20 protein-coding genes and 2 pseudogenes are annotated in these 25,662 nt (G+C 72.2%); 11 read left to right on the forward strand and 11 right to left on the reverse strand.

What is annotated here, in order from left to right:
- Positions 1-17: 17 nt before the first annotated feature.
- The 3 genes from IPK81_15625 to IPK81_15635 are packed head-to-tail and all read right to left on the reverse strand — an operon-like array spanning position 18 to position 4,348.
- Positions 18-1,463, reverse strand: coding sequence for an amidase (locus tag IPK81_15625; GenBank protein QQS11030.1), 1,446 nt, complete (start codon positions 1,461-1,463; stop codon positions 18-20).
- Positions 1,464-1,478: 15 nt separating this feature from the next.
- A complete protein-coding gene (locus IPK81_15630) occupies positions 1,479-3,158 on the reverse strand; it encodes a thiamine pyrophosphate-binding protein (protein QQS11031.1) in 1,680 nt (559 codons plus the stop codon).
- Positions 3,159-3,184: 26 nt separating this feature from the next.
- The gene (locus IPK81_15635; GenBank protein QQS11032.1) at positions 3,185-4,348 is read right to left on the reverse strand and encodes an acyl-CoA dehydrogenase family protein; all 1,164 of its coding nucleotides are present in this window, start codon (positions 4,346-4,348) and stop codon (positions 3,185-3,187) included.
- 168 nt (positions 4,349-4,516) lie between these two features.
- On the opposite strand from IPK81_15635, the pseudogene IPK81_15640 reads away from it, so the two are divergent.
- A pseudogene (locus tag IPK81_15640) lies at positions 4,517-6,212 on the forward strand (amidohydrolase family protein).
- Positions 6,213-6,467: 255 nt separating this feature from the next.
- Here the strand turns inward: IPK81_15640 and IPK81_15645 are convergent.
- Positions 6,468-7,562, reverse strand: coding sequence for an alpha-hydroxy-acid oxidizing protein (locus tag IPK81_15645; protein QQS11033.1), 1,095 nt, complete (start codon positions 7,560-7,562; stop codon positions 6,468-6,470).
- A gap of 152 nt (positions 7,563-7,714) precedes the next feature.
- Between IPK81_15645 and IPK81_15650 the strand changes: the two genes are divergently transcribed.
- The 3 genes from IPK81_15650 (at position 7,715) to IPK81_15660 (ending at position 10,603) form a co-directional block, all read left to right on the forward strand.
- Complete coding sequence (locus tag IPK81_15650; protein QQS11034.1) at positions 7,715-8,743, forward strand: NADP-dependent oxidoreductase; 1,029 nt, start codon at positions 7,715-7,717, stop codon at positions 8,741-8,743.
- A gap of 175 nt (positions 8,744-8,918) precedes the next feature.
- Positions 8,919-9,767 carry an SMP-30/gluconolactonase/LRE family protein gene (locus tag IPK81_15655; protein ID QQS11035.1) on the forward strand — a complete coding sequence of 283 codons (849 nt, stop codon included), beginning with the start codon at positions 8,919-8,921 and terminating at the stop codon, positions 9,765-9,767.
- 26 nt (positions 9,768-9,793) lie between these two features.
- Positions 9,794-10,603, forward strand: a complete 810-nt coding sequence (locus IPK81_15660; GenBank protein QQS15140.1) for an SDR family oxidoreductase — start codon at positions 9,794-9,796, stop codon at positions 10,601-10,603.
- Positions 10,604-10,620: 17 nt separating this feature from the next.
- On the opposite strand, the gene IPK81_15665 is transcribed toward IPK81_15660, so the two are convergent.
- Together IPK81_15665 and IPK81_15670 are read right to left on the reverse strand one after the other, a co-directional pair.
- Positions 10,621-11,979: a CoA transferase gene (locus IPK81_15665; protein QQS15141.1), complete on the reverse strand. Its 1,359-nt coding sequence runs from the start codon at positions 11,977-11,979 to the stop codon at positions 10,621-10,623.
- 46 nt (positions 11,980-12,025) lie between these two features.
- Positions 12,026-13,522 (reverse strand): ABC transporter substrate-binding protein, encoded by a 1,497-nt coding sequence (locus IPK81_15670; GenBank protein ID QQS15142.1) that lies wholly within the window; start codon positions 13,520-13,522, stop codon positions 12,026-12,028.
- Between the two features lie 337 nt (positions 13,523-13,859).
- Here IPK81_15670 and IPK81_15675 point away from each other — a divergent pair, with 337 nt between their 5' ends.
- Positions 13,860-14,498 (forward strand): YihA family ribosome biogenesis GTP-binding protein, encoded by a 639-nt coding sequence (locus IPK81_15675; GenBank protein QQS11036.1) that lies wholly within the window; start codon positions 13,860-13,862, stop codon positions 14,496-14,498.
- 196 nt (positions 14,499-14,694) lie between these two features.
- Here the strand turns inward: IPK81_15675 and IPK81_15680 are convergent, their stop codons facing one another.
- Together IPK81_15680 and IPK81_15685 are read right to left on the reverse strand one after the other, a co-directional pair.
- Positions 14,695-15,771 carry an ABC transporter ATP-binding protein gene (locus tag IPK81_15680; GenBank protein ID QQS11037.1) on the reverse strand — a complete coding sequence of 359 codons (1,077 nt, stop codon included), beginning with the start codon at positions 15,769-15,771 and terminating at the stop codon, positions 14,695-14,697.
- A gap of 31 nt (positions 15,772-15,802) precedes the next feature.
- Complete coding sequence (locus IPK81_15685) at positions 15,803-17,206, reverse strand: hydrolase (GenBank protein ID QQS11038.1); 1,404 nt, start codon at positions 17,204-17,206, stop codon at positions 15,803-15,805.
- 57 nt (positions 17,207-17,263) lie between these two features.
- Between IPK81_15685 and IPK81_15690 the strand changes: the two genes are divergently transcribed.
- Both IPK81_15690 and IPK81_15695 read left to right on the forward strand, forming a co-directional pair.
- A complete protein-coding gene (locus IPK81_15690) occupies positions 17,264-17,794 on the forward strand; it encodes a methylated-DNA--[protein]-cysteine S-methyltransferase (GenBank protein ID QQS11039.1) in 531 nt (176 codons plus the stop codon).
- A gap of 49 nt (positions 17,795-17,843) precedes the next feature.
- Positions 17,844-18,702: pseudogene (locus IPK81_15695) on the forward strand (N-acyl homoserine lactonase family protein).
- Positions 18,703-18,754: 52 nt separating this feature from the next.
- On the opposite strand, the gene pcp reads toward IPK81_15695, so the two are convergent.
- Together pcp and IPK81_15705 are read right to left on the reverse strand one after the other, a co-directional pair.
- Complete coding sequence (gene pcp / locus IPK81_15700) at positions 18,755-19,405, reverse strand: pyroglutamyl-peptidase I (protein QQS11040.1); 651 nt, start codon at positions 19,403-19,405, stop codon at positions 18,755-18,757.
- Positions 19,402-20,694: an FAD-dependent oxidoreductase gene (locus IPK81_15705; protein QQS11041.1), complete on the reverse strand. Its 1,293-nt coding sequence runs from the start codon at positions 20,692-20,694 to the stop codon at positions 19,402-19,404. Before IPK81_15705 ends, pcp begins: the two co-directional genes overlap by 4 nt.
- Positions 20,695-20,786: 92 nt before the next feature.
- Between IPK81_15705 and IPK81_15710 the strand changes: the two genes are divergently transcribed.
- Entirely contained in the window at positions 20,787-21,524 is a 738-nt protein-coding gene (locus IPK81_15710; GenBank protein QQS11042.1) for an SDR family oxidoreductase, read from the forward strand.
- Between the two features lie 22 nt (positions 21,525-21,546).
- Here IPK81_15710 and IPK81_15715 read toward each other — a convergent pair whose 3' ends face one another.
- Entirely contained in the window at positions 21,547-23,157 is a 1,611-nt protein-coding gene (locus IPK81_15715) for an MBL fold metallo-hydrolase (protein QQS15143.1), read from the reverse strand.
- 82 nt (positions 23,158-23,239) lie between these two features.
- Between IPK81_15715 and IPK81_15720 the strand changes: the two genes are divergently transcribed.
- From IPK81_15720 to IPK81_15730, 3 genes are all read left to right on the forward strand, one after another.
- Complete coding sequence (locus tag IPK81_15720; GenBank protein QQS11043.1) at positions 23,240-24,307, forward strand: ATP-dependent 6-phosphofructokinase; 1,068 nt, start codon at positions 23,240-23,242, stop codon at positions 24,305-24,307.
- Between the two features lie 96 nt (positions 24,308-24,403).
- Positions 24,404-24,859, forward strand: a complete 456-nt coding sequence (locus IPK81_15725) for a hypothetical protein (protein ID QQS11044.1) — start codon at positions 24,404-24,406, stop codon at positions 24,857-24,859.
- The gene (locus IPK81_15730; protein QQS11045.1) at positions 24,856-25,659 is read left to right on the forward strand and encodes a DUF2145 domain-containing protein; all 804 of its coding nucleotides are present in this window, start codon (positions 24,856-24,858) and stop codon (positions 25,657-25,659) included. The genes IPK81_15725 and IPK81_15730 overlap by 4 nt, the downstream gene beginning before the upstream one ends.
- Positions 25,660-25,662: the final 3 nt, after the last annotated feature.

Genomic DNA, 25,662 nt, shown 5'->3' on the forward strand with positions numbered 1-25,662 from the left:
CGCTTCGCGCTATCAGGCTACCACACCGGATCGATCGGCGTCGGCATCGCGCACCGCGCCTCGACGACCTCGGCGGCGTCGAGCGCGAGGTCCTCGCGGAAGCGGGCGGCGATGATCTGGGCGCCAAGCGGCAGGCCCATCGGCGCGTCGGCGGCTTCCATCACCCCGGCCGGGACGGACACCGCCGGCAGGCCGAGCGCCGGCACGATGTTGAGCAGCGTCTGGGCGCCCAGCAGCGCCGCCGTCGCCGCCATGTCGCCGAGGTCGAAGCCCGGCTCGAACGGCGGCGCGCCGGACACCGGCGCCACGATCAACGGATAGCGTTCGAGGAACAGCGACCAGTCGCGGATGTGCTTCGTGCGCTCCGCCAGCGCCGCGAGATAGGTTTCGTGGTCGACCTCCGGCGCGACCGCGAACCACAGCTCCATCGAGCGGATCAGGTCGGGGTCGCCGACCCGCAGCGCCAGCGGATACTGGTGGCGGCGGGTGTCGCCGACCACGATCTTGCGCCACACCGCCTCGACGGCGGCGATCGACGGCGGCTCGACCTCCTCGACCGCGTAGCCGGAATCGGCCAGCGCCGCGCCGGCGCGGCGGACGGCGTCGGCGATGGCGGGATGCGTGGGCATGTCGCGCGGCGCGGCGCACAGCGCGACGCGGATCGGCCGCGGTGGCGGCGGGCCCTCGAGCGGCGCCGGCACCCACCACGGATCGCGCGGATCGCGGCGCGCCATCGCCGCCAGGCCGAGCCGCAGGTCGCGCACGCGCCGCGCCAGCGGACCCTGCACGCTCATGAGCTGCGCGGTCGGCGGCCGTTCGCCGACGGTCGACGGGTTGTAGGCGGGCACGCGCCCGAAGCTCGGCCGGATGCCGGCGACGCCGCAGCAATGGGCGGGATGGCGGATCGAGCCGCAATAGTCGTTGCCGTGCGCCAGCGCGCCGATGCCGGCGGCGACGGCCGCCGCGGCGCCGCCCGACGAGCCGCCGGGCACGCGCGCCGGCGACCACGGATTGCGCGTGCGTCCGCGCAGCGGGTTGACCGTGTCCCAGCGCGACGACAGGCCGGGCGTGTTGGTGCGGCCGATGATGACGGCGCCGGCGGCCTTCCAGTTCGCGACCGGCGGGCTATCCTCGGCCGCGACCATCTCCGCGAAGGCGACGATGCCGTTGGTGGTCGGCAGGCCGGCGTGGTCGACGTTCTCCTTCATCGTCACCGGCACGCCGTGCAGCGGGCCGGGCGCGTCGCCGCGCGCGACGGCGGCGTCGGCGGCGTCGGCCGCCGCCAGGGCGGCGTCGCGCAGCGGCAGCGCCACGGCGTTCAGCTTCGGATTGACCGCGTCGAGCCGGCCCAGCGCCGACAGCGTCGCCTCGCGGCTGGAGATCCGCTTCGCGCGGATGGCGTCGGCCAGATCGACGGCGTCCCAGCGCCAGAGCTCGTCCGACGATCCGCTCGACGATGCCATCGGTCCGCTCCCGCGCTACGTCGCCTTGCCGACCATGGCCTCGATCAGGGTCGGGCCGTCGGTCCGCGCCATGGCGGCGTCGAACGCGGCGTCGAACTCCTTGGCGTTCGTCGCGCGCACCGCCGACACGCCCAGCGCGCCGGCCAGCGCCGTGAAGTCGATGGCGGGGTCGCGGAAATCCATGCCGATCGGCTTGTCGTTGCCGTGGAACGCCTTCAGCCGGTCCTTGAGGATCTGGTAGCCGCCGTTGTTGCAGATCAGGAACACGACCGGCAGCTTGTAGTGCGCCGCGCTCCAGATGGCCTGCACGCTGTACATCGAGCTGCCGTCGCCGATCACCGCCACGACGCGCCGCTCCGGCCGCGCCATCTGCACGCCGACGGCCGCCGCGATGCCCCAGCCGATGCCGCCGCTGACGTTGCCGAAATACGCGTAGCGGTCGCGCAGCGGATAGTGCGCCAGCAGCGAATTGGCGCTGGTCAGGCCCTCGTCGACCACGATGCCGTCGGCCGGCAGACGCTCGGACAGGCGCATCATCACCCATTCCGGCGCCATCGGGCTCTCGCCGGCGCGGGCGGCCACGGCGGCGCGGCGCGCCGCGCGCTTGGCCGACCAGTTGCTCGACGCCAGCGCCGCCACGGCCGCCTTCGCCGCCTCGGCGCGCGCCGCGCCGCCGATCCGCGTCAACGCCGGGATCAACGCCTTCAACGTCTCCTTCACGTCGGCGCGGACGGCGATCTCGGCGGGGTAGTTCTTGCCCATCTCCCAGTCGCGCTGGCCGATCTGCACGATCTTCATGCCGGCCGGCACCGGCTCGACCGTGCTCCACACCGACATCTGCAGCACGTCCGAGCCGACGCAGACCAGCAGGTCGTAGGGCGCCAGAGTGTCGCGCACCTGCGTCTGGTTGCGGTTCAGCGCGCCCATGAAGCAGGGATGCTCCGACGGGAAATGCGCGCCGTGCGCCACGGTCTGCTGGTAGACCGCCGCGCCCAGCGTCTCGGCCAGTTCGGCCGCCTCGGCGAAGGCGTCGCTGCTCACGATCTCCGGTCCGGCGAGGATAACCGGCCGCTTCGCCGCCAGCAGGCGCCGCGCCAGCCGCTCGACCGCGTCGTCCGACGGCCGCGTCGCGGTGTCGACGCGCGTCGACTCGCCGAGGTCGATGGCGGCCTCGGCGTTGAGGATGTCGCCGGGCAGCGAGATGAACACCGGCCCGGTGGGATGCGTGGTCGCGATCTTGGCGGCGCGGCGGAGCGTGCGCGGCAGGTCCTCGATGCGCGCGATCTCCGTCGCCCATTTCACGACGGGCTGCGCGATCGGGACCAGCGGCGCGTAGAGCAGCGGCTCGGTCAGGCCGTGGCCCTGCTCCTGCTGTCCGGCGGTCACGATCATCGGCGTGCCGCTCATCTGCGCGGTGTAGATCGCGCCGATGGCGTTGCCGAGGCCCGGCGCGACGTGGACGTTGCACGACACCAGCTTGCCCGAGGCGCGCGAGAAGCCGTCGGCCATGCCGATGACGACCGATTCCTGGAGGCCCAGCACGTAGCCGAGGTCGGGATGCTCGCTGAGCGCGTGCATCACCGGCAGCTCCGTCGTGCCGGGATTGCCGAACAGCTTCGTCACGCCCTCGTCCTTGAGGATCGAGAGGAAGGCGCTGCGCCCGGTGATCGAGTTCTTGCCGCCGCCGTCGGCCATGATGTCGTCCTCCCGTTGGATCGCCGCTACGCCGCCGGCTTGCCGAGCAGGTTGTCGGAGATGATGCGTTTCTGGATCTCCGAGGTGCCCTCGAAGATCTTGGTCAGCCGCGCGTCGCGCCAGTAGCGCTCGACGGCGTGCAGCTTGGTGTAGCCGGCGCCGCCGAAGATCTGCAGCGCGTCGCTGGTGACGCGCTCCGCCATCTCGCTGGCGAACAGCTTCACCATCGACGCCTCCTTGTCGCAGCGCCGCTTGCTGTCGATCTCGTCGCACACGAAGTACATCAGCTGGCGCGCCGCCTCGATGTCGGTCGCCATCTTCGCCAGCCGGAAACGGGTGTACTGGAACTCGCCGATCGGCTGGCCGAACTGCACGCGCTCCTTGGCGTAGCGGGTGGCGTCCTCGAGCCCGCCGCGCGCCAGCCCGATGGCGCGCGCCGCGGTGTGGGCGCGGGCGCGCTCCAGGCCGGCGGAGAGGTAGTAGAATCCGCGGCCCTCCTCGCCGACCAGGCAGTCCGCCGGTATGCGGCAGTCGTCGAACGCCAGCTCCCAGGTCTTCCAGCCGAAATAGCCGATCTTCGGGATCGGGCCGCCCTTCACGCCGGCGGGAAGCTGGCCCCGGGGCTTCTCGATCATGAAGCAGCTGATGCCCTGGTGCCGCTTCTTCGGATCCGTGGGCTGCGAGGTGCGGGCCGCCAGCGCGATGTAGTCGGCGCCGTCGGCGAAGGTGCACCAGTATTTGTTGCCGTTGATGACCCAGGAATCGCCGTCCCGGGTAGCGCGGCAGGCGATGCCGCCGAGGTCGGAGCCGACACCGGGCTCCGACAGCGAACCGGCGCCGAGGAACTCGCCGCGGGCGGCCCGCGGCAGATACTTGCGCTTCTGCGCCTCGTCCATGCCGCGCGCCGCCGACAGCCCGTTGCCGCGCGCGATCAGCGACGCCACGCTCATCCAGGCGCGCGACAGCTCCTCGGTGATCAGGCAGTACTCGAACACGCCCAGCCCCATGCCGCCGTACTCCTCGGGGATGAGGATGCCGAAATAGCCCATCTCCGCGAGCTTATCGCGCAGCGACATGGGGATGTCGCCCTCGACCGGATCGAGCTTGTTGGCGAGCGGCAGCACCTCGTTCAGCGCGAACTCGCGCGCCGTCTCCTGGATCATCCGCCGTTCTTCCGTCATGTACGACATCTCGCCGCCGTCCCTCCGCGTCCCCGGTCCGGCGGCGACGTTAGCCGATTCCGGCGCGTCGTGGGCGCTCCGCGCCGGCCTGAACGGCTGCCATGCGAAAATTCGGCCGGGTCAGCGCGGGCCGGCCGGGCTATGGATGCGTCGACCCACCCGTCTGGAGGCCACGCCATGCACGATCTCGTCATCCGCGGAGGGGACCGTCGTCGACGGCTCGGGCGCCGCGCCGCGCGGGGCCGACGTGGCGGTCGATGGCGGCCGGATCGCGGCGGTCGGCGCGATAGCCGGCCGCGGCACGCGCGAGATCGACGCCAAGGGCCTGCTGGTGACGCCCGGCGTCGTCGACATCCACACGCACTACGACGGCCAGGCGACCTGGGATCCCTACCTGACGCCGTCCTCGTGGCACGGCGTCACCACCGCGGTGTTCGGCAATTGCGGCGTCGGCTTCGCGCCGGTGCGCCCCGGCGCGGCGCCCTACCTCATCAATCTGATGGAGGGCGTCGAGGACATCCCCGGCACGGTGCTGGCCGAGGGCGTGCCGTTCAACTGGGAGAGCTTCCCGCAATACATGGACGCGCTGGCCGCGATGCCGCGCGCCGTCGACGTCGGCGCGCAGGTGCCGCACGCGGCGCTGCGCTTCTACGTGATGGGCGAGCGCGGCGCCGACCATGCGTCGGTGCCGACGGAGGCCGAGCTCGAGCGCATGGGCGCGCTGCTCGAGGAGTCGCTGACGGCGGGCGCGCTGGGCTTCACCACCTCGCGCACCACCAAGCACCGCGCGCGCGACGGGCGGCTGATCCCGAGCCTGACGGCGCGCGAGCCCGAGCTGTTCGCGATGGCGCGCGCGATGAAGCGCGCCGGCCGCGGCGTGCTCGAGGTCAATTCCGACTTCGGGCCGGGCGAGTTCGAGGTGCTGCGCGCCGCGGCGGAGATCGCCGGCCGGCCGCTGTCGTGCCTGCTGGTGCAGGTCTCCAACGCGCCGGGTCTGTGGCGCGAGACGCTCGACCAGATCCGCGCCGCGCGCGCCGCCGGCCTCGACGCCAACGCCCAGGTCGGCTGCCGGCCGATCGGCGTGCTGCTGGGCCTCGACACCACGGTCAATCCGTTCTCGGCCCATCCCGTGTGGGCGTCGCTGCGCAAGCTGTCGGCGGCGGAGCGCCACCGCGCGCTGGCGACCGACGCCGACCTGCGGGCGCGGCTGCTGGCGCCGGCGCCGGAGGGCACGGCGTCGATCTTCGCCGCCGATCTGACCAACGCCTTCCCGTTGACGGCCGGCGGCATGGACTACGAGCCCGATCCGGCCGGCAACATCGCCGCGCTCGCCGCGAAACGCGGCATGGAGCCGCGCGCGCTGGCGCTGGAGCTGATGATGGCGGGCGAGGGCAGCGGCCTGTTGCTGCACCCGTTCGAAAACTACTGCGGCGGCGATCTCGAGGTCGTGCGCACGATGCTGACGGACGACGCCACCGTGCTGGGCGTGGCCGATGGCGGCGCCCATGTCGGCGTCATCTCCGACGCCAGCGCGCCGACCTTCCTGCTGACGCACTGGGCGCGCGACCGCAAGCGCGGGCCGAAGCTGCCGCTGGAGTTCCTGGTGCGCAAGCAGACCCGCGACACGGCGCTGGCCTACGGCATGAAGTACCGCGGCCTGCTGGCGCCCGGTCTGAAGGCCGACATCAACGTGATCGACTTCGACCGCCTGCGCATGCTGGCGCCGACCATCGCCTACGACCTGCCGACCGGCGGCAAGCGGCTGGTGCAGAAGGCCGAGGGCTACCGCCACGTGTTCGTCTCCGGCGTCGAGACGCTGCGCGACGACGCCCACACCGGCGCGCTGCCGGGCCGGCTGGTGCGGTCGGCGTAGATATGATCCCTCTCCCGCTTCGCGGGAGAGGGCGGGGCCCATCGTGAAGCGATGGGAGGGTGAGGGGCCAAGGACGTGGTCGGCTGTGGCGAAGACGCGCCACCGGCGTCGGGCGCGCCATCAATCGGGGACCGCGCGCTTAGCCCCTCACCCCGGCCCTCTCCCGCAAGCGGGAGAGGGAGAAAAAAGCCGAAATCGGTAGCGTGACTCCGTCAGCCCGCGAGCGGGAGAGGGAGATCACGCAAGTCGCTCCCCTCAATACCCCTGGTCGTCGAGGTTCAGCAGCGGGAAGGCGCTGTGGACGCGGGGGTCGGCGACGTCGGGCGCGCCCTTGTGCAGGAAGGAGTGGTCGAGGTCGGAGAGCTTCGGCGCGCCGAGCAGGCCGAGCGCGCTCTTGATCTCGTCCTCGAGGATCTCCAGCAGGCGCACGACGCCGTCCTCGCCCGCGGCCGCCAGCGCGTAGCAGAACAGCCGGCCGATCGCGACCGCGTCGGCGCCCATGGCGATGGCCTTGACCACGTCGGTGCCGCGGCTGATGCCGCCGTCGACCACCACCTTGGCGTGGCCGCCGACCGCCTCGAGGACCTCCGGCAGGACGTCCATCGAACCGCGGCCGTGGTCGAGCTGGCGGCCGCCGTGGTTGGAGACGTAGACCACGTCGACGCCGTGTTCGATCGCGATCCTGGCGTCCTCGGCGGTGGCGATGCCCTTGAGGATCAGCGGCACTTTGTGCGTCTTCTTGAAATGCGCGACGTTCTTCCAGCTCAGCCCCGCCTGGAACTCGGTGCCGGTGAGGTTCGACCGCCACGATTTGTTGAAGCGCTTCGCGATGTCGCGCTCGCGCCGGCTGTAGACCGCCGTGTCGACGGTGATGCAGAACGCGTCGTAGCCGGAATCGACGGCGCGCTTCACGCGGTCGTCGATCCAGGAATCGTCGCCGCGCACGTAGAGCTGGAAGATCTTGAAGCCGCCGGCGGCCTTGCCGACGGTCTCGATGCCCAGCGTCGACACCGAGCTGACCAGCATCGGCACGCCGAAGCGTTCGGCGGCGCGCGCCACCGTCGAGCCGCCGCCGGGCTCGAACGACTCCAGCGAGCCGATCGGCGCCAGCATCACCGGCAGGCGCAGCCGCTTGCCGAGGAACGTCGACGAGGCGTCGATGTCGGAGACGTCGCGCAGCACGCGGGGCCGCAGCGCGATGGCGTCGAGCGCGCGGCGGTTGCGCCGCATCGTCGTCTCGGTCTCGGTGGCGCCGACGAGGTAGTCCCAGATGTAGGCGTTGAGCTTGAGCTTCGCCTCCTTCACGAACTCGTGCAGCGTCTGGTATTCCTGTTCCAATCCGGTCGACATCGGGATCTCCTCGCGGGGCGCCGCAACCTAGCAATCCCCGGCCGGCGGCACAAAGCGCCGGACGCCCGGCGGCCATGCGATGGCCGCGCCGCCGGACCGCTGGCGGCGCGGCGGCGACGCGCTATGGTGCCGGCGAAACCGGAGGTCGCGCCATGATTCCCAAGACACACCGCCGCGTCACGCTGCTGCGCCGCCCGCCGGGCGAGCCGGCCGAATCGGATTTCCGCGTCGAGGAGGTCCAGACGCCGGAGCCCGGCCCGCGCGAGGTGCTGGTGCGCGTGGTCTACCTGTCGCTCGATCCCTACCAGCGCGGCCGCATGCGCGACGCGGCGTCCTACGCCGCCGCCGTCGGCATCGGCGAGGTGATGACCGGCGGCACGGTCGGCGAGGTGGTGGCGTCGAAGCATCCCGACTTCAAGGTCGGCGACATCGTCGAGGACCGGCTGGGGTGGCAGGAATACGCCATCGGCGGCGGCCCGGCGCTGCGCAAGGTCGATCCCTCCATCGCGCCGATCTCGACCGCCAACGGCGTCCTGGGGATGCCGGGGATGACGGCGTATTTCGGCCTGCTCGACGTCGGCCGGCCGAAGCCGGGCGAGACCGTGGTGGTGTCGGCGGCGTCGGGCGCCGTGGGACAGGCGGTCGGCCAGATCGCGAAGATCATGGGCTGCCGCGCGGTCGGCATCGCCGGCGGCAAGGCGAAGTGCGACTTCGTCGTGAACGAGCTCGGCTTCGATTCCTGCGTCGACTACAAGGCCGGCGGCGATCTCGACGCCGCCGTGAAGGCGGCCTGCCCGGACGGCGTCGACGTGTATTTCGACAACGTCGGCGGCGTGGTGTCGGACGCGGTCCTGCGGCAGCTCAATTTCTTCGCCCGCGTGTCCCTGTGCGGCTCGATCTCGCAGTACAACGCCGTGACGCCGGAGCTGGGGCCGCGGCTGATGGGCACGTTCGTCGGCAAGCGCGTGTCGATGCGCGGCTTCATCGTCACCGATTTCGCCGGCCAGTACGCGCCGGCCATGCGCCAGATGGGCGAATGGGTGCGCTCGGGCCGGCTGAAATACCGCGAGGACATCGTCGACGGCATCGACAAGGCGCCGCGCGCCTTCATCGGCCTGCTGCGCGGCGAGAATTTCGGCAAGATGCTGGTGCGGCTGGGGCCGGAGCCCGCGAAGCGGTAGGGCGCCCGAAGAGAAGACCCCTCATCCGGCGCTCCGCGCCACCTTCTCCCCCGAAGACGGGGGAGAAGGGATGATTTGGGTCGTCCCTCTCCCCCGTCTTCGGGGGAGAAGGTGCCCGACGGGCGGACGAGGGGCCTGCGGTTACAGGCGCGATGAATGCGATGGAGGGACGGCGATGGCGGCGAAACTCGAGACGGTCATGGACGGGCTCACCTTCGCGGAAGGGCCGCGCTGGCATGACGGCCGGCTGTGGTTCTCCGATTTCTATTCGCACCGCGTGATCGCGGTCGAGGCGGGCGGCAAGTCCGAGACCATCGTCGAGGTGCCGCAGCGGCCGTCGGGGCTGGGATGGACTCCCGCCGGCGACCTGCTGATCGTCTCCATGCTCGACCGCGCGCTGTTGCGCTTCGCAGGCGGCAGGCTCTCGCCCTACGCCGACCTGTCGGCGCTGGCGACCGGGCCGTGCAACGACATGGTGGTCGACGCCAAGGGCCGCTGTTATGTCGGCAATTTCGGCTTCGACCGCCACAAGGGCGAGGCGCAGCGCACGACATGTCTGGCGCGGGTCGATCCCGACGGCACGGTGAGCCGCGCCGCCGACGACCTGATGTTCCCCAACGGCACGGTGATCACGCCGGACGGCCGCACCATGGTGGTCGCCGAGACCTTCGGCAGCAAGCTCACCGCGTTCGACGTCGCGGCCGACGGCACGCTGTCGAACCGCCGGCTGTTCGCCGATCTGCCGGGGATCTTCCCCGACGGCATCTGCCTCGACGCCGAGGGCGGCGTGTGGGTGACCGACGCGCGCGGGCCGGACACGGTGCGGGTGTTCGACGGCGGGCGCATCGCCGAGCGCATCCCGGCCGGCGAAGGGCGGCACGCTTTCGCCTGCATGCTGGGCGGCGCCGATCGGCGCACGCTCTATCTCTGCACCAACGTCGCCAGCGGCCCGGCCGTGGCCGAGAAGCGCGCCGGGCGGATCGACGCGGTGCGCGTCGACGTGCCCGGCGCCGGCCTGCCATAGGAGGCGCCGCGATGGCCGCCGACACGATGAAGGAAGGCGACTCCGGCCTGGCCGGCAAGGTCGCGATCGTCACCGGCGGCGGCGCCGCCGGCGACGGCATCGGCAACGGCCGCGCCGCCGCGATCCTGCTGGCGCGCGCCGGCGTGAAGGTGATGGTGGTCGACCGCGACGTGGCGCTGGCGCAGCGCACCGTCGACATGATCGCGGCCGAAGGCGGCACCGCCACGGCGTCGGCGGTCGACGTCACCGACGAGGCGCAGTGCGCCGCGATGGTCGAGGAGGCGGTGCACCGCCACGGCCGGCTGGACTTCCTCGACAACAACGTCGGAATCGGCAGCCGCGGCACGGTGGTCGAGGAGAAGCCGGAGATCTGGCGCCGCGTCATGCAGGTCAACGTCGAGACCATGTACCTCGTCGCCAAATACGCGATCCCGGCGATGGTCGGCACGGCCGGCGGCGGCGCCATCGTCAACGTATCGTCGATCTCGGCGCTGCGGCCGCGCGGACTGACGGCCTACACCACGTCGAAGGCCGCCGTGATCGGCCTGACGAAGGCGATGGCGGTCGACCACGGCCCGCAGGGGATCCGCGTCAACTGCGTCGCGCCGGGGCCGGTCTACACGCCGATGGTCTACGCGCCGGGCATGACCGAGGAGGCGCGCGCCCAGCGCCGCCGCGCCTCGGTGCTGGCGCGCGAGGGCACCGGCTGGGACATCGGCCACGCCGTGCGCTTCCTGATGAGCGACCACGCCCGCTACATCACCGGCCAGACGCTGGTGGTCGACGGCGGCGCGACGCTGGTCGGCCCGTCGCGCTCGCCCAACGACGAGCACTGACGGACTCTCCGCGCGCCTCAGCTCCACGCCGCCGGCGAGGAGCCCAGCGGCTCGGCCGGGCGGGCGTGGAACGGCGGCGTCTCGGACAGGCCGATCACCGGCTTGAGGTGGCGCAGCCGGCCGAACGGGCCGACGCTCTCCATGCACAGGCGGTCGATCTCGTCGGCCGGCAGATCGGCCGGCGCGCCCGCCGCGTCGATCCGTTCCATGCCCGCCAGCCACTGCGCGACCTGCACCAGCGACACTCGCACCAGCCACGAGCCGCCCTCGGTGGCGCGCCGCGCCAGCGCCAGCGCGATGCCCAGCGCGGCGAGATAGCCCGCGATGTAGTCGTTGGCCTGCACCGGCAGATTGCGCGGCGTCGCCAGCGAACTGCCGCCGACCGCCAGGCCGGTGACGTTCTGCACGATCGAGTCGAAGCCGCGGCGGTCCGACCACGGCCCGGCATGCGAATAGGCGCACAGGCTGAGGCAGACGATGCCCGGCCGCAGCGCCGCCAGCGCCTCGGGCGAGAAGCCGCGCCGCGCCAGCGCGCCGGGCCGGTAGCCCTGGCTGAACACGTCGGCGTCGGCGGCCAGCGCCTTGAGCCGGTCGACGTCGGAGGCGTCGCGCAGGTCGAGCCAGGCGCAGCGCTTGCCGTGGCCGGTGTCCATCAGGATCTCGGTCTGGTAGGGCAGATGCGGCGCGGCGATGTGCAGCACGTCGGCGCCGTTCTCGGCCAGTACGCGGCCCGCCGTCGGACCCGCCAGCACGCGCGTCAGGTCGAGCACGCGGATTCCCGACAGCGGACGCGCGCCCGCCGGCAGCGGCCGGGGCGGCGCGTCGCCGATCCTCACGATGTCGAACAGCGGCAGGCCGGCCACGGCGCGGCTGTGGGGATGCGCCCGCCATTCCTCCGGCGTGCGCGTCATGCCGCCGACCATGCCGGCCGCCGCGATCGCGTCCTCGATGTCCTGGACGTCCCATTTCGCCACGGCGGCGGCCAGCGCGGCGCGGTCGTCGGCCGCCGCGCCCGCGACCCGCAGCGCGCCGGCACGGTGGTGCGGATGGTTGGTGTGCAGGAACATGTGGCGGCCGTCGCGCGTCGGATAGTGGCCGCTGAGCGGATCCCAGCTCACCGGCTTCTCGCCGTCGCGCGTCACGTAGACGTTGCTGCGCAGCGACGCCGCCGCCGCGCGGACGTCGATGGCGACCGCCTGGCCGCGGCCGGCGCGCAGGCGCCAGAGATCGGACATCGCCAGCCCGATCGCGCCCAGCGCGGCGGCGCCGGCGGCACCGACGCGGTAGGGCGTGGGGAACACCGGATCGGCGCCGGCGAAGGCCACGGAATCGTCGGCCCGCGGCGGCCGGCCGCCGGCCGCGAGCACGGCGTTCATGAGGTGTCGCGTCATGGCGTCCCGGACTCCGAGCGACCCGTCCACCCTAGAGCTTCCAGGACACGCCGCTCATGTCGATCGAGGGCGTGGGCGAGTTCTCCCACATGCCGACCAGGTTCTTGTTCCACACGCCGACCTTGCCGAGCTGGTAGAGGAAGCCGTTGACGGCGTCGTCGGCGATGATCTTCTGCGCCTTCTTGACCAGCTCGGCGCGTTTGGCCGGATCGGCCTCCTTGATGACCGCCGCCCAGTTGTCCTTGAACGCCTTGGAATCGTAGCCCCAGTAGTATCCGTCGCGCGCGTAGCGGTCGAGGTCGTTGGCCTCGGTGTGCGCGACGATGGTGAGGTCGTAGTTGCGCTCCTTGAACACCTCCGCCAGCCATTGCGGCCACTGGAGCTGGGTGATCTTCAGCTTGATGCCGATCTTGCCGAGCTGGCTGACGACGATCTCGCCGGAGCGCTGCGCGTAGCCGACCGGCGGCAGCTTCAAGGTCGCCTCGAAGCCGTTGGGATGGCCGGCGTCGGCCAGCAATTTCTTTCCCTTCGCGATGTCGAACGGATAGGTCTTCGTCAGGTCGACATAGGCCCGGTCGTGCGGCGGGAAGTGGCTGCCGATCGGCAGGGCGAAGCCGTTCTCGCCGGCGATCAGGTCATCGCGGTTGAGGGCGTGGGCGATCGCCTGGCGCACGCGCAGATCGTCGAACGGCTTGCGCCCGTTGTTGGTGGCGAGGATCGTCTCGCCCTGGGTCGAGCCGATCACCACGGCGAAGCGCGGATCGGCCTTGATCTGGCCGACCTGCTCGGGCGACTGGAAGCCGGGGAAGGTGTCGACGTCGCCGGCCTTGAGCGCGTTGAGCTGCGCGGCGGCGTCCTTGATGAACTTGAACACCAGCTTGATGAGCTTGATCGACGCCGGGTCGCGGTAGGTCGGCGATTTGAAGAGGGTGACGGAGTCGCCCTCCTTGCGCTCCTTGAACATGAACGGGCCGGTGCCGACCGGCTTGACGCCGTTGGTCGCGGCGCTCTTGCGGCCCATGATCGAGGCGTCGCCGATACCGACATTATAGAGCAGGAACGCGTCCGGCCCCTTGAGCGTCAGCTTCACGGTCGTGGGATCGACCACGTCGACCGATTTGATCGTCGTGTAGAGCGATTTTCCGGGCGCCGTCGCGTCGGGCGCCGAAAGGCGGTCGAGCGTGAACTTCACGTCGTCGGCGGTGCACGGCTCGCCGTCGTGGTACTTCACCTCCGCGCGCAGCTTGAACACGTACTCGGTGCCGTCGGCCGACACCGTCCAGCTCTCCGCCAGACCCGGCACGATGCTGCCGTCGCGCGCGATGCGGGTGAGGCTCTCGTAGATGTTCTGGTAGGTGATCTCGCGCACCGCGGCGGCGGCGTTGAGATTGGGATCGAGCACCGGCGGCTCGAGCGACATGCCGATCACGACCATGCCGTCCTTCGCGCGGGCCGGCACCTGCGCCAGCGCCGGGATCGAGGCGGCCAGCAACGAGGCGGCGCCGGCGCCGCCGAGAAGGCCGGTCATCTGGCGGCGGGTGAAATCGGTCATGCGATCCTCCTGTCGGATCCGGGCCGTATGGGGGCCGGGCGGGTCGCGCGGACCTTATCAAGCCGGCCGCGGCGGGCCAATGGACGGCGAATCGCCATGTCGCCCGTGTGGTCGGCATGCTACAGCGCGGCTCGTCCATCCGGCGCGGCGAGCGCGACGGAAGGGCCCCCATCCGGCGCTCCGCGCCACCTTGCTCCCCGGAAGGCGATGTCGCTTTCTTCCCTTCTCCTCCGTCTTCGGGGGAGTAGGTGCCCGAAGGGCGGATGAGGGGCCTTCCGCCGACCGCGCCACCATCTTGAAGCGGCCCACCGCCATGACCGACGACACTCAATTCACCGACGAGGCCATCGAGGCCGGGCGGCGGCTGTTCGCGGGGCGCTGCGATTTCATCGCCGGCGCGGCCTCGATAGAATCGCTGCCGCCGATCGGCGCGCCGGAGGTGGCGTTCGCCGGCCGCTCCAACGTCGGCAAGTCGAGCCTGGTCAACGCGCTCACCGGGCGCACGACGCTGGCGCGGGTGTCGTCCAAGCCCGGCCACACGCGGCAGCTCAACTTCTTCGATCTCGACGGCCGGCTCGCGCTGGTCGATCTACCGGGCTACGGCTTCGCGCAGGTGTCGAAGAGCCTGAAGGCCGGCTGGCAGGATCTCGCCGCCGCCTATCTGCGCGGCCGCCCGACCCTGGCGCGCGTCTGCCTGCTGATCGATTCGCGCCACGGCGTGAAGGAGAGCGACCGCGAGACCATGCGCAACCTCGACAAGGCGGCGGTGGTCTACCAGCTGATCCTGACCAAGATCGACGAGGTGCCGCCGTCGAAGGTCGGCGCCGCGCTCGACGCCGCGCGCGCCGTCGCCGCCAAGCACACCGCCGCCCATCCCGAGCCGCTGGCCACCAGCAGCGAGACCAAGGCCGGCATCCCCGAGCTGCGCGCCACGCTGGCGGCGCTGGTGTGAGGGAGCGGGAAGCACTTCGCTCCGCGCCCTATGCCCGTCGCGTCGCCCATTTCGTCATCCCGAGCGCAGCGAGGGATCTTTCAGCGGCGGAAAGATCCCTCGCTGCGTTCGCGACGACGGGATCCGACGACATGCGTGCGACCCCTCACCCCAACCCTCTCCCGCACGGCGGGAGAGGGGGCATGAAGGTCGCGGCTCAATCGGCGACGACGGCGATCTGCTTCGGGTCGATCACCAGCGTCACGGCGGCGTCGATATCGACGGCCTCGTGCGGCGGCGCGCTGACACGCAGCATCGCGGCGTCGGAGGCGCCGGCGGGCGCGACCTGGTAGTCCCACGAATCGCCGAGATAGGCGCGCTTGCGGACCACGCCGGCGATGCCGATTCCGATGAGATCGCCGCCGTCGACGCGGGCGCGCAACCCGATGGCGTGCGGCCGGATCGAGACCGCCACCTTGCCGGCGGCCGGCGCGCCGGGCACGGCGGCGGCGGGGATCGAGAAGCCGTCGAAGCGCAGCACGCCGCCGTCGGCGACGCCCTCCAGCAGATTGGTGCGGCCGATGAAGCCGGCGGTGAAACGTGTGCGCGGCCGCAGGTAGAGCGATTGCGGCGTGTCGATCTGCTCGATGCGGCCGTGGTTCATGACCACGATGCGGTCCGACGTCACCATCGCCTCGGCCTGGTCGTGGGTGACGTAGACCGAGGTTACCTTGAACTCGTCGTGCAGGCGGCGGATCTCGAACCGCATCTCCTCGCGCAGCGTGGCGTCGAGGTTGCTGAGCGGCTCGTCGAGCAGCAGCACCTGCGGCTCGACCACGATGGCGCGCGCCAGCGCCACGCGCTGCTGCTGGCCGCCGGAGAGCTCGGCGGGGTAGCGGTCCTTCAGCGCCCCCAGCCGCACGACGTCGAGGATGCGCGCGACCCTGTCCTCGATCTCGGCGCGGCCGAGCTTGCGCAGCTTCAGCCCGAACGCGACGTTCTCCGCCACCGTCATGTTCGGCCAGATGGCGTAGCTTTGGAAGATCATCGACATGCCGCGCTTCTCCGGCGGCACGACGCTGGCGGGCGACGACACGACGAGGCCGCCCATCTCGATGCGGCCCTCGGTCGGCGGCACGAAGCCGGCGAGCATGCGCAGGGTCGTGGTCTTGCCGCAGCCCGACGGGCCCAGCAGCGAGACGAACTCGCCGTCGCCGAGATCGAGGTCGACGGCGTCGACCGCGGCGACGGCGCCGAAGCGCTTGGTCAGGCCGCGCAGGGAGAGCTTCGCCATGGTGACTGTTTCCGCGCGGGTCGGACCGCGCTCAGTTGTGGAACTCGGCGACGACGATGCGGTTGTCCTTCACCGGCCAGGTCCGCGTCGCGATCGTCTCGATGTTGAACACCGCCACCACCGTGCGCGGCGGCGCCGGCTCGAACGTCAGCCGGCCGGTCGAGGTGCCGGGCACGCCCTCGTTGATCCCCGGCGGCACCTTGCCGTCGAGCGAGAACTTGTCGCGGCCGTGCCCGAAATAGCCGCGCGGCCGGCTCATCACGACGACGGCGCCGGCCTTCTCCTCGTCCTTGGCGTAGAGCGCCGGGCGCAGGTGGATGACGTCGCTCGAGCGCAGGAATGGCGAGCGGTAGATGTGCGTGACCGGGCTGCCCGACACGGCGACCACGAACTCCAGGCACCAGTCCTTGCGCGCCCGGAACGGCCCCCACAGCCCGTCGGCGCCGGTGGCCTTGCGATGCGCCGGCGCCGCCGTGCGCCGCGCGCCGGTGCGCGGGTCGACCTCCCAGATCTCGACGGTCGCGTCCCGCACCGGCAGGTTGGTGTAGACGCCGCCCTCGGCGACGCCGGTGACCTTGCCGTTCAGCACCGGCTCGGGCTCCGGCGCGATGAAGGTCGCCGCCGCCGGACGGCCGACGATGAACTCGTACATCCTCTGGAAGGCGAGCTTGTCGAAAGCCACCTCGCGGTGGTCGAGGCCGGGCAGCACGACGTTGGTGGCGCCCTTCAATTCCGGCGCGTCGTACGAGATCCCCGTCGGCTTGCCCGGCATGCCGAGGAACTGGCCGTCCGGCTGGGCCCATTTGTCGAGCTTGTCGCTGCGCAACGTCAGGAAGGCGACGCCGGGGACGGTCTCGACCGGGCCGGCGTTGAGCTGGCGCAGGAACGGCGCCGCGCCGTTGAACTCGCTGCCCTTGAGCACGGTGTCGGAGACGACCACGCCGTGGTTCGTCGCGCCGCACAGCACCGCGTGCGAGACGGAGTCGGCGCCGCCGTTCCTGAGGAAGGCGCGGATCGGGTTGCCGCCGCGCGAGCTGCCGACCAGCGCCGCCTTGCGCCGCCGCGTGTCGGCGAGGACCCGCTTGACGAAGGCCGCCAGCTCGTCGCGCTGGTCCGTGGTCGAGGAGCGGAACGGCTGCGGCCGGGAATCGTCGGTGCGCGCGGTGGGGTAGGGGAAGTCGATGGCGTGCAGCAGGTTGCGCGGATAGCCGTTCGACTCGAAGCGCCACATCGTGGTGTGCCACAGCGCGGCCGTGTCCATGTTGCCGTGGACGAACACGATCGGCGGCAGTCCGGCGGTGCCCGGCGCCGCGCGCGGCCGCTGCTGGCCCTGGCCGCTCTGGGCGCCCGCGTCCGCCGCGGCCGCGACGCCGCCCAGGCCGCCGATCAACGCCGCGCGCCGGCCGATTCGCGAAGGACCGTCCTGCCGAGCCATGAATCTCCCCTTCGCGGCATGTTGGCAAATCGCGGCCGTCGGGGCTAGCCTCGCGGCATGGAACAAATCGCGGCATCCCCGCGCTTCCGGCCGCCGCCGGCGCCCGACGCCATCGGCGCGCGGGCGCCGGGCTGGATCGACACGCCGGTCGGCCGCCTCCAGGTCGACGTGGCCGGCGAGGTCGTGACGTCGATCCGCTGGGTCGAGGCGGGGATCGGTGGAAACGCCGCGCCGGGGGAATCGCCGGTGCTGCGCGCCGCGCTGGCGCAGCTCGACGCGTATTTCGTCGGCCGCCTGCGGGATTTCGACCTGCCGCTGGCGCCCGCCGGCTCGCCGTTCGAGCACGCCGTGTGGGATCTGATGTGCGCGATCCCGTGGGGCCGGACGATGACCTACGGCGAGATGGCCGACGCGCTGGGCGGCACGGCGCGCGCCGTCGGCGGCGCCTGCGGCTCCAATCCGATCCCCGTCGTCATCCCCTGCCACCGCGTGCTCGGCGCCGGCGACCGCATGACGGGGTACTCCGGCCGCGGCGGCGTCGAGACCAAGCGGCGGCTGCTGATGCTCGAGGGCGCGCTGCTGATCTGACCCCGGCGCGGTCCGCGGCATGTTGGCAAGCGCCGCCGCATCGCGCAGCATGGCCGCGCTCCATCGCCAACGACAACACTGGAAACGCCCGATGCCGAACCTTCCGACCTACGAAGTCCACGCCTGCAAGTACGGCCATCTGCCGCGCAAGGGCCACGAGGTGCAGATCATGGCCGATCCGCACGACGCCGATCATCCCATGGACTATTTCGTCTGGGTGGCGATCCCGCTGGGCGAGGACGGCAGGCGGCTGGTCGGCGGCAAGCCGATCGTGATCGACACCGGCTTCAGCGAGGAGGTCGGCGGCAAGCGCGGCCGCAAGATGATGCGCAGCCCGGCGGTCACGCTGCGCGACCTCGGGGTCGACGCCGCCACCGTCGAGGACGTGATCATCACCCATCTGCACTACGACCATGTCGGCGGCTGGGCGCTGTTCCCGAAGGCGCGCTACCATCTGCAGGACATGGAGATGCGGTTCGCCACCGGCCGGCACATGACCAAGAAGCCGTTCCGCCACGCCTACGAGGTCGAGGAAGTCGTGGCGATGGTGCGCGCGCTGTACGGCGACCGCGTCGTGTTCCACGACGGCGACGACGAGATCGCGCCCGGCCTCAGCGTCCACCACATCGGCGGCCACACCGCCGGCATCCAGTCCGTGCGCATCTGGACGCGCGGCGGCTGGCTCGTGCTGGCGTCGGACGCGGCGCACTACTACTGGGGGGCTGGAGGAGGACAAGCTGTTCGCGATCGTGTTCAACGTCGCCGACATGCTGGCGGGCTACGACCGGCTGAAGAAGCTGGCCGACGGCCGCCTCGAGATGGTCGTGCCCGGCCACGACGCCCGCGTCATGGACCGCTACCCGCCGTCGTCGGAGGCGCTCAAGGGCTGGTCGGTGCGGCTGGACTAGGAGGGCGGCGCATTTTTCACCCTCCCCCGCCGCGCGGTGGAGAGGGACCCGCTCAATGCGTCGCGCCGGCCTGCAGGGCGATGTCGCCCTCGACGTCGAGCGCGGTCTCGATCGCGACGCGGATGCCGGCCAGCAGCGTCTCCACCGACATGCTGGCGGCGCCGGGATGGCGCGCGGCCTGCTCCGGCAGGTAGGGGATGTGGATGAAGCCGGTCCGCCGCAGCCCGGGCCGCGTCGTCGCCGCGAGATGGCGCGCGACGTAGAAGGCGTGGTTGCACACGAAGGTGCCGGCGGTGTTGGAGACGCCGGCGGGGATGCCGGCGGCGCGCAGCCGCGCCACCGTGGCCTTGATCGGCAGGGTCGAGAAATACGCCGGCGGCCCGCCGGCGACGACCGGGACGTCGACCGGCTGGCGCGCGTGGTTGTCGGGGATGCGCGCGTCGACGACGTTGATGGCGACGCGCTCGACCGACATCTCGACGCGGCCGCCGGCCTGGCCGACGCAGATCGCGATCTCAGGCGCCAGCTCGCCGATGTGGCGGTCCAGCGCCGGCAGCACGGCGTCGAAGGCGCAGGGCAGCAGCCGCGCCGCCACGACATGGCCGTCGCAGCGCCAGCCGTCGAGGCGGCGCGCCACCTCCCACGACGGATTGACCGTCTCGCGGTCGAACGGCTCGAAGCCGGTGACCAGGATCGTCGTCATCGCGCCGCCTCCCTGAGCGCTTCCCATGTCGCGCGCTTCACCCGCGGCCGGCCCTCGGCGGCGCCGGCCGCGGTCTCGGCTGCGTCGATGCGGCGCCATCCCGCGGCGTCGACCACGGCGACCGCGCGCGAGGCGAGCAGCGCGTCGAGGCCGTCCGGTCCGGCTTTCGCCGCCGCCGGCGCGGCGGAGAGATCGGCCGCGATCCGTTCCGCCACGGCCAGCGAATCGGCGCGGTTGGTCGGGATCACGCCCGACGGTCCGCGCTTGGCCCAGCCGACCGTGTAGACGCCGTCCAGGCCGCGCACGCGGCCGTCGTCCTGCGCCAGCCGGCCGCGCTCCAGCGGCAGGCCGGCCGGCGCGGCGATATCGTAGCCGATGCAGGTGACGACGAGATCGGCCGGCGCGCGGCGCCGGCGCGCGGGATCGCGCGCGTCGGCGAACTCGACCGCGCGCACGCGGCCGTCGACGCCGTGCAGCGCGACGGGCATGTCGTGGAAATGGAACGTCAGCCGCCGCGGCCGGTCGTCGGTCGCGAAGCCGCGCAGGATCTCGAGGTTCTTGCGCTTGCGCATCCGCTCCGGCGCCGGGTCGGACTCCGGCGCGTCGATTCCACCGAGCGCGTCGGCGGCGACCACGGGCGTCCAATCGCGCAACCGCCCCAGCTCCGCCAGCTCGTTGTTCGTGAAACTGGACTCGGCGGGACCGCGGCGGCCGTGGATGCCGATATCGCGTAGCGCGGCCGCGGCGATGGCGGCGGCGGCGGTCGGCGCGATGTCGGATTTCGCCATCTCGTCGGCGGTCTTCGCCAGCACGCGGGCGACGTCGATGGCGACGTTGCCGTTGCCGATCACGGCCACCGACCGCGCGTCCGCCAGCGGCGGCGCGAGCGCGGCGAAGTCGGGATGGCCGTTGAACCACGCGGTGAACGCGGCCGAGCCGAACACGCCCGCGAGGTCCTCGCCGGGGATCCCGAGCCGGCGGTCGCGGTGGCAGCCGATGGCGATGACCACGGCGTCGTAGAGGTCGCGCAGCTCGTCGAGCGACACGTCGCGCCCCAGCTCGACGCCGCCGAGGAAGCGGATCGAGGGCTTCGTCAGCAGCCGGTCGAACTGCCGGGCCACGCCCTTGGTGCCCTGGTGGTCGGGCGCGACCCCGAAGCGCACCAGACCGAACGGTGTCGGCAGCCGGTCGACGACGTCGACGCGGCATTCCGGCAGGGCGCGCGTCAGGCCGTCGACCGCGTAGAATCCGGAAGGGCCGGCGCCGACCACGACGATGGAGGGGCTCATGCCCCGACCATAGCGGGCGGCCCGGACGCGCGGAAGCGGCGCGACCGGCCGGTGGCGTGCTAGGGTCGTGTGGACCCATACGGAGGCCTGACATGCCGTTGCGCGGGAAGATCGTCCTCGTCACCAACGTCACGCGCTTCGCCGGCCGCGCCGCCACGCGGATGGCGCAGGCGCAAGGCGCCTCGGTCGTCGTCACCGACGAGTCCTTCGCCGAGGCCAAGGCGCGCAAGGCGTGGCAGGCGGAGTTCGCCGGCTCGACGGCGCTGGCCGAGAGCGAGCCCGGCCCGGTCGCCGCCGCCGTCATGGCGCGCCACGGCCGGATCGACGCGCTGGTGAACAACGACGCTTGGCCGGCGCAGCGCGCGCCGCTGGTCGAGGCCCGGCTCGACGACTACCGCGCCGCGTTCGAGACCATGGCGGTGCGGCCGTTCGCGCTGACGCAGTCGGTCGTGCCGCACATGCGCGCCGGCGGCCGCGGCGGCAAGGTGCTGTTCGTGTCGTCGGCCGCGCCTTTGCGCGGCATCGCCAACTATTCGATGTACGTCTCGGCGCGCGCCGCCACCAACGGGCTGGTGTCGTCGCTGGCCAAGGAGCTGGGACGCGACGGCATCACCGTCAACGCTCTGGGCTCGAACTACGTCGAGAATCCCGACTACTTCCCGCCGGCGCTGCTGGCCGACAAGGCGGCGATGTCGAAGATGACGGCCCAGATCCCGCTCGGCCGGCTCGGCCGGCCGGAGGAGATCGCGGCCACGATCTGCTTCCTGATCTCCGACGGGGCCGGGTTCATCACGGGCCACGTGCTGCCGCACGCCGGCGGCTGGGCTTAGAGCGTTCGCCGCTGGCGCGGCGTCACCGCGGCTCGACGGAGTCCAGCGCGCGGCGCACGTCGCGCAGGATCTTGCGGCGGGAGCGGTCGTCGGCGGCGCGGTCGAGCCGGTGCTCGAGGTCGAGCAGGATCTCGGCGAAATCGCTCTGCCAGTCCCGGCCGCGCGTCGCGGCCTCGACCTGCGGCGCGTCGAGCCGGCAGCCGCCGTCGATCATCGCCGCGCGCCAGACGCCGTCGCGCTTCTCCAAGGCGTAGCAGGAGTCGAGCCGCGGCTGGACCACGCGGTCGGCCGCGAACCCGGCGGCCTGGAGGGCCGACGACAGCCCGTCGCGCGCCGCCGGCTCGCCATGCGTCAGGAACAGCGCACCTAAGGTCGGCAAGGTCGGGCGGATCCAGTTCACGAGATCGTCGCGGTCGCCGTGGCCCGAATAGTCGCCGATGGCGCGCACGCGGGCGCGGACCTCGACCGTCTCGCCGTGGATGCGCACCGTCGGCGCGCCGTCGCGGATCAGGCGGCCGAGCGTGCCGGCGGCCTGGTAGCCGATGAACAGCACGGTCGATTGCGGCCGCCAGAGGTGGTCCTTGAGGTGGTACTTGATGCGCCCGGCCTCGCACATGCCGGAGCCGGCGACGATGATCGCGCCCGACTTGACCCGTCCGATCGCCTTGCTCTCGTCGGGGGTGCGCGTGACAGAGACGTTGGCGGCGCCGAACGGGTCGCCGGCGCTGTCGAGATCGAGCTCGCGCTGGTGTTTGCGGAACACCTCCGTGGCGCGGTGCGCCAGCGGCGAGTCGAGGAACACCGGCGCGTGCGGCAGGCGTCCGCGGCGCATCAGCGTCAGCAGGTCGTGAAGCAGCTCCTGCGTGCGCTCGACCGCGAAGGCGGGGATCAACACGTTGCCGCCGGCGGCCAGCGCGTCGGTGATCTCGCCGCGCAGCCGGTCGCGGCGCTGCTCCTCGTCGCGCCGTTCGCGGACGCGGTCGCCATAGGTCGACTCCAGCACGGCGAAGTCGGCCGGCGCCGGCGGGACGGGATCGCGCTGCAGGGTCTGGCCGGGCGGCCCGATGTCGCCGGAGAACGTCAGGCGCAGCGGCCCGTCCGGCGTGTCGATGGTCGTCTCGACGAAGGCGGCGCCGAGGATGTGGCCGGCGCGCCGGAACACCGCCGTCACGCCGGGCAGGGGCGAGAAGGCCTCGTCGAACGGCGTCGGCGCGAAGCGCTCGACCGCCGCCTCGGCGTCGGCCCGCGTGTAGATCGGCTCGACACGGCCGCTGCCACGGCGGTCGCGACGGCGGTTCAGACGTTCGACCTCGGCCTCCTGGATGGCGCCGGAATCGGGCAGCATCCAGCGCGACAGGTCGCAGGTGCCGGGCGTCGCGTAGGCGCGGCGGCGGAAGCCCGCGACCACCAGCTTGGGGAACAGGCCGGTGTGGTCGAGATGGGCATGCGTCAGCAGCACCGCCGCGACGCGCGACGGCGACACCGGCGGCTCGCGGTAGTTCAGCTCCTGCAGCGTCTTGGACCCCTGGAACAGGCCGCAATCGACCACGATCTCGCCTTCGGGCGTCGTCAAGCGCATGCACGAGCCCGTGACCGTGCCGGCGGCGCCGAAGAACTGCAACGTGATGGCCATGGCGTGTTTCGCTCCCTCGTCGCCGCCATGGTAGGTGTGGGGACGCGCGCGCTCCAGCGCCGCGTCGAAGGAGTACCGCGGCATGGGCAAGCGCATCGGCCTTCTGACCAGCGGCGGCGACTGCGCCGGGCTCAACGCCGTGATCCGCGCCGTCGTGCGGCGCGCGCACCACGGCTACGACTGGAACGTCGTCGGCATCCACAAGGGCACGCACGGGCTGCTGGCGCGCCCGGTGGAGGTCGAGGAGCTGCGGCCGGAGGACGACGACGCGGCGTTGCTGCGGCTCGGCGGCACGATCCTCGGCACCACCAACCGCGGCGATCCGTTCGCGTTCCCGATGCCGGACGGTTCCGTCAAGGACCGGTCGGCCGAGATCATCGAGGGTTTCCGCGCGCTCGACCTCGACGCGCTGATCGGCGTCGGCGGCGACGGCAGCCTCGCGATCCTCTCGAGGCTGGCGGCCCAGGGCGGCATCCCGTTCGTCGGCATCCCGAAGACCATCGACAACGACGTCGCGCGCACGGAGCGCGCGGTGGGGTTCACGACGGCGGTGGCGACGGCGACCGAGGCGCTGGACCGGCTGCAGCCGACGGCGGCGAGCCACGACCGGGTGATGGTGCTCGAGTTGATGGGCCGCGACGCGGGCCATATCGCGATCGCGGCCGGCATCGCCGGCGGCGCCGACGTGGTGCTGATCCCCGAGATCGCCTGGACGCTGGAGACCGTCGGCCGGCACGTGAAGGACATGCGCGTCGCGGGGCGCAATTTCGCGCTGGTGGTCGTCGCCGAGGCGGCGCGGCCGGCCGGAGTCGACGCCGCCGCGGTCAAGGCGGCCGGCGGCATCGGCCATTGGCTGGCGGACCGGCTCGACGACCTGACCGGCGCCGAGACGCGCGTCACCGTGCTGGGCCACGTCCAGCGCGGCGGCACGCCGACGGCCGAGGACCGGCTGCTCGGCTCGGCGCTCGGCGTCCACGCGGTCGACCTCGTGGCGCAGGGCCGGACCGGCCGCATGGTGGCGTGGTGGAACCGCGACGTGATCGACGTACCGCTCGAGGAGGTCGTGGCGGTACCACATGTCGTCGACCCGCTCGGCCCACTGGTGCGCACCGCGCGCGGTCTGGACATCTGCCTCGGGGATGCCGGCTAGGTCCGCGGCGTATCTTCGGCAACGGCGGAATCGGCCTCTTGACTCTGAGTGTTCGCTCATCTAAAAATGAGTGGACATTCACGAAAGGAGGGGCCGATGGTGTTACCGCATTTCCGCGTCGCGGCGTTCGGCTCCGTGATCTGCGGCATGATCGCCGGCCCCGACTCGATGCGCGCCCAGAGCGTCGCGGCCCTGTCGGCCATCGGCTTCCCCATCGTGTTCGGCTCGGCCATCGACGTCTCCGACCTGCGCTCGCGACGGGGCGGCGCGGTGCGCGGCGCTGGCCGCGACGCCGCCGCCACGCTCAGCATGGTCGGCGCCTGGTCGGTCTCGGCGGTGTCGGCGGACGGCGCGGCGGCGGTGATCTCGTTGGTGGACGGCGGCGGCACGCTGCGGGCCGACGTCCGCCTGCCGGCGCGGGTCGTGCGCACCGCCAAGCTGCGCATCGGCGACAGCCTGCGCACCGTGGCGGCGGAATCCGGAATCGTGCTGCACAAGAACGGCGACGTCGTGGCCTTCGTGGCGCGCGACGAGTTCGGCCGCGCCGCGTGACGACGCGCGGGCTCCGCATCGGCCTGATCCTGGCGGCGCTCGCGGCGCCGTGGATGGCGCCGCCGGCGGCTCGGGCCGGGGAACCGGCCTGCGACCCGTCGGCCGGCCAGCGCGTCGATAAAGTCGTCGCCGCGTCGGCGGCCGCGCGGCGCCTCGAGCGCGCGTTGGAGGCCTCCGGCGCCGAGATCGCGATCATCGCCCGGGTCGGCTCCGACCTGCGCCGGCACGGCATCGTGTGGACGCACGCGGGCATCGCGTGGCGCGACGATCCGGCGGCGCGCTGGCAGGTGACGCATCTGCTGAACGACTGCGCCGGACGGTACTCGCGCCTGTACCGCCAGGGTCTGGTGAACTTCTTCCTCGACGATCCGCTGGTCTACGACGCGCTGGTGCTGGTGCCGGGGCCGGCGACGCGGACGGCGCTGGCGGCGCGGCTGCGATCGGGCGTGGCGCTCACGCTGCATCAGCCGCTCTACAGCGCCATGTCGTACCCGTTCGCGACGAGCTACCAGAACTCCAACCAGTTCGTGCTGGAGAACCTCGCGCTGGCCCAGATCGGCGACATCGGCGGCGGACGCGAGGCGGCGATCGCGCGGCTGCGCGCCACCGGATACGCGCCGCACGTCGTGCGCTTGACCGGTTTCGAGCGCATCGGCGCCGGCATGAAGGCCAACGTCCGTTTCGACGACCATCCGCGCGACGCCGACCAGGCCAACCGCTATTCCGTCGTCACCGTCGCGTCGGTCGAGGCGTGGCTGGCGGCGACCGGCGATCTGGCGCGCCGCGCCGAGGTGCGCTAGCGC

It is taken from the genome of Rhodospirillales bacterium, from assembly GCA_016699855.1.
Lineage (GTDB): Bacteria > Pseudomonadota > Alphaproteobacteria > Reyranellales > Reyranellaceae.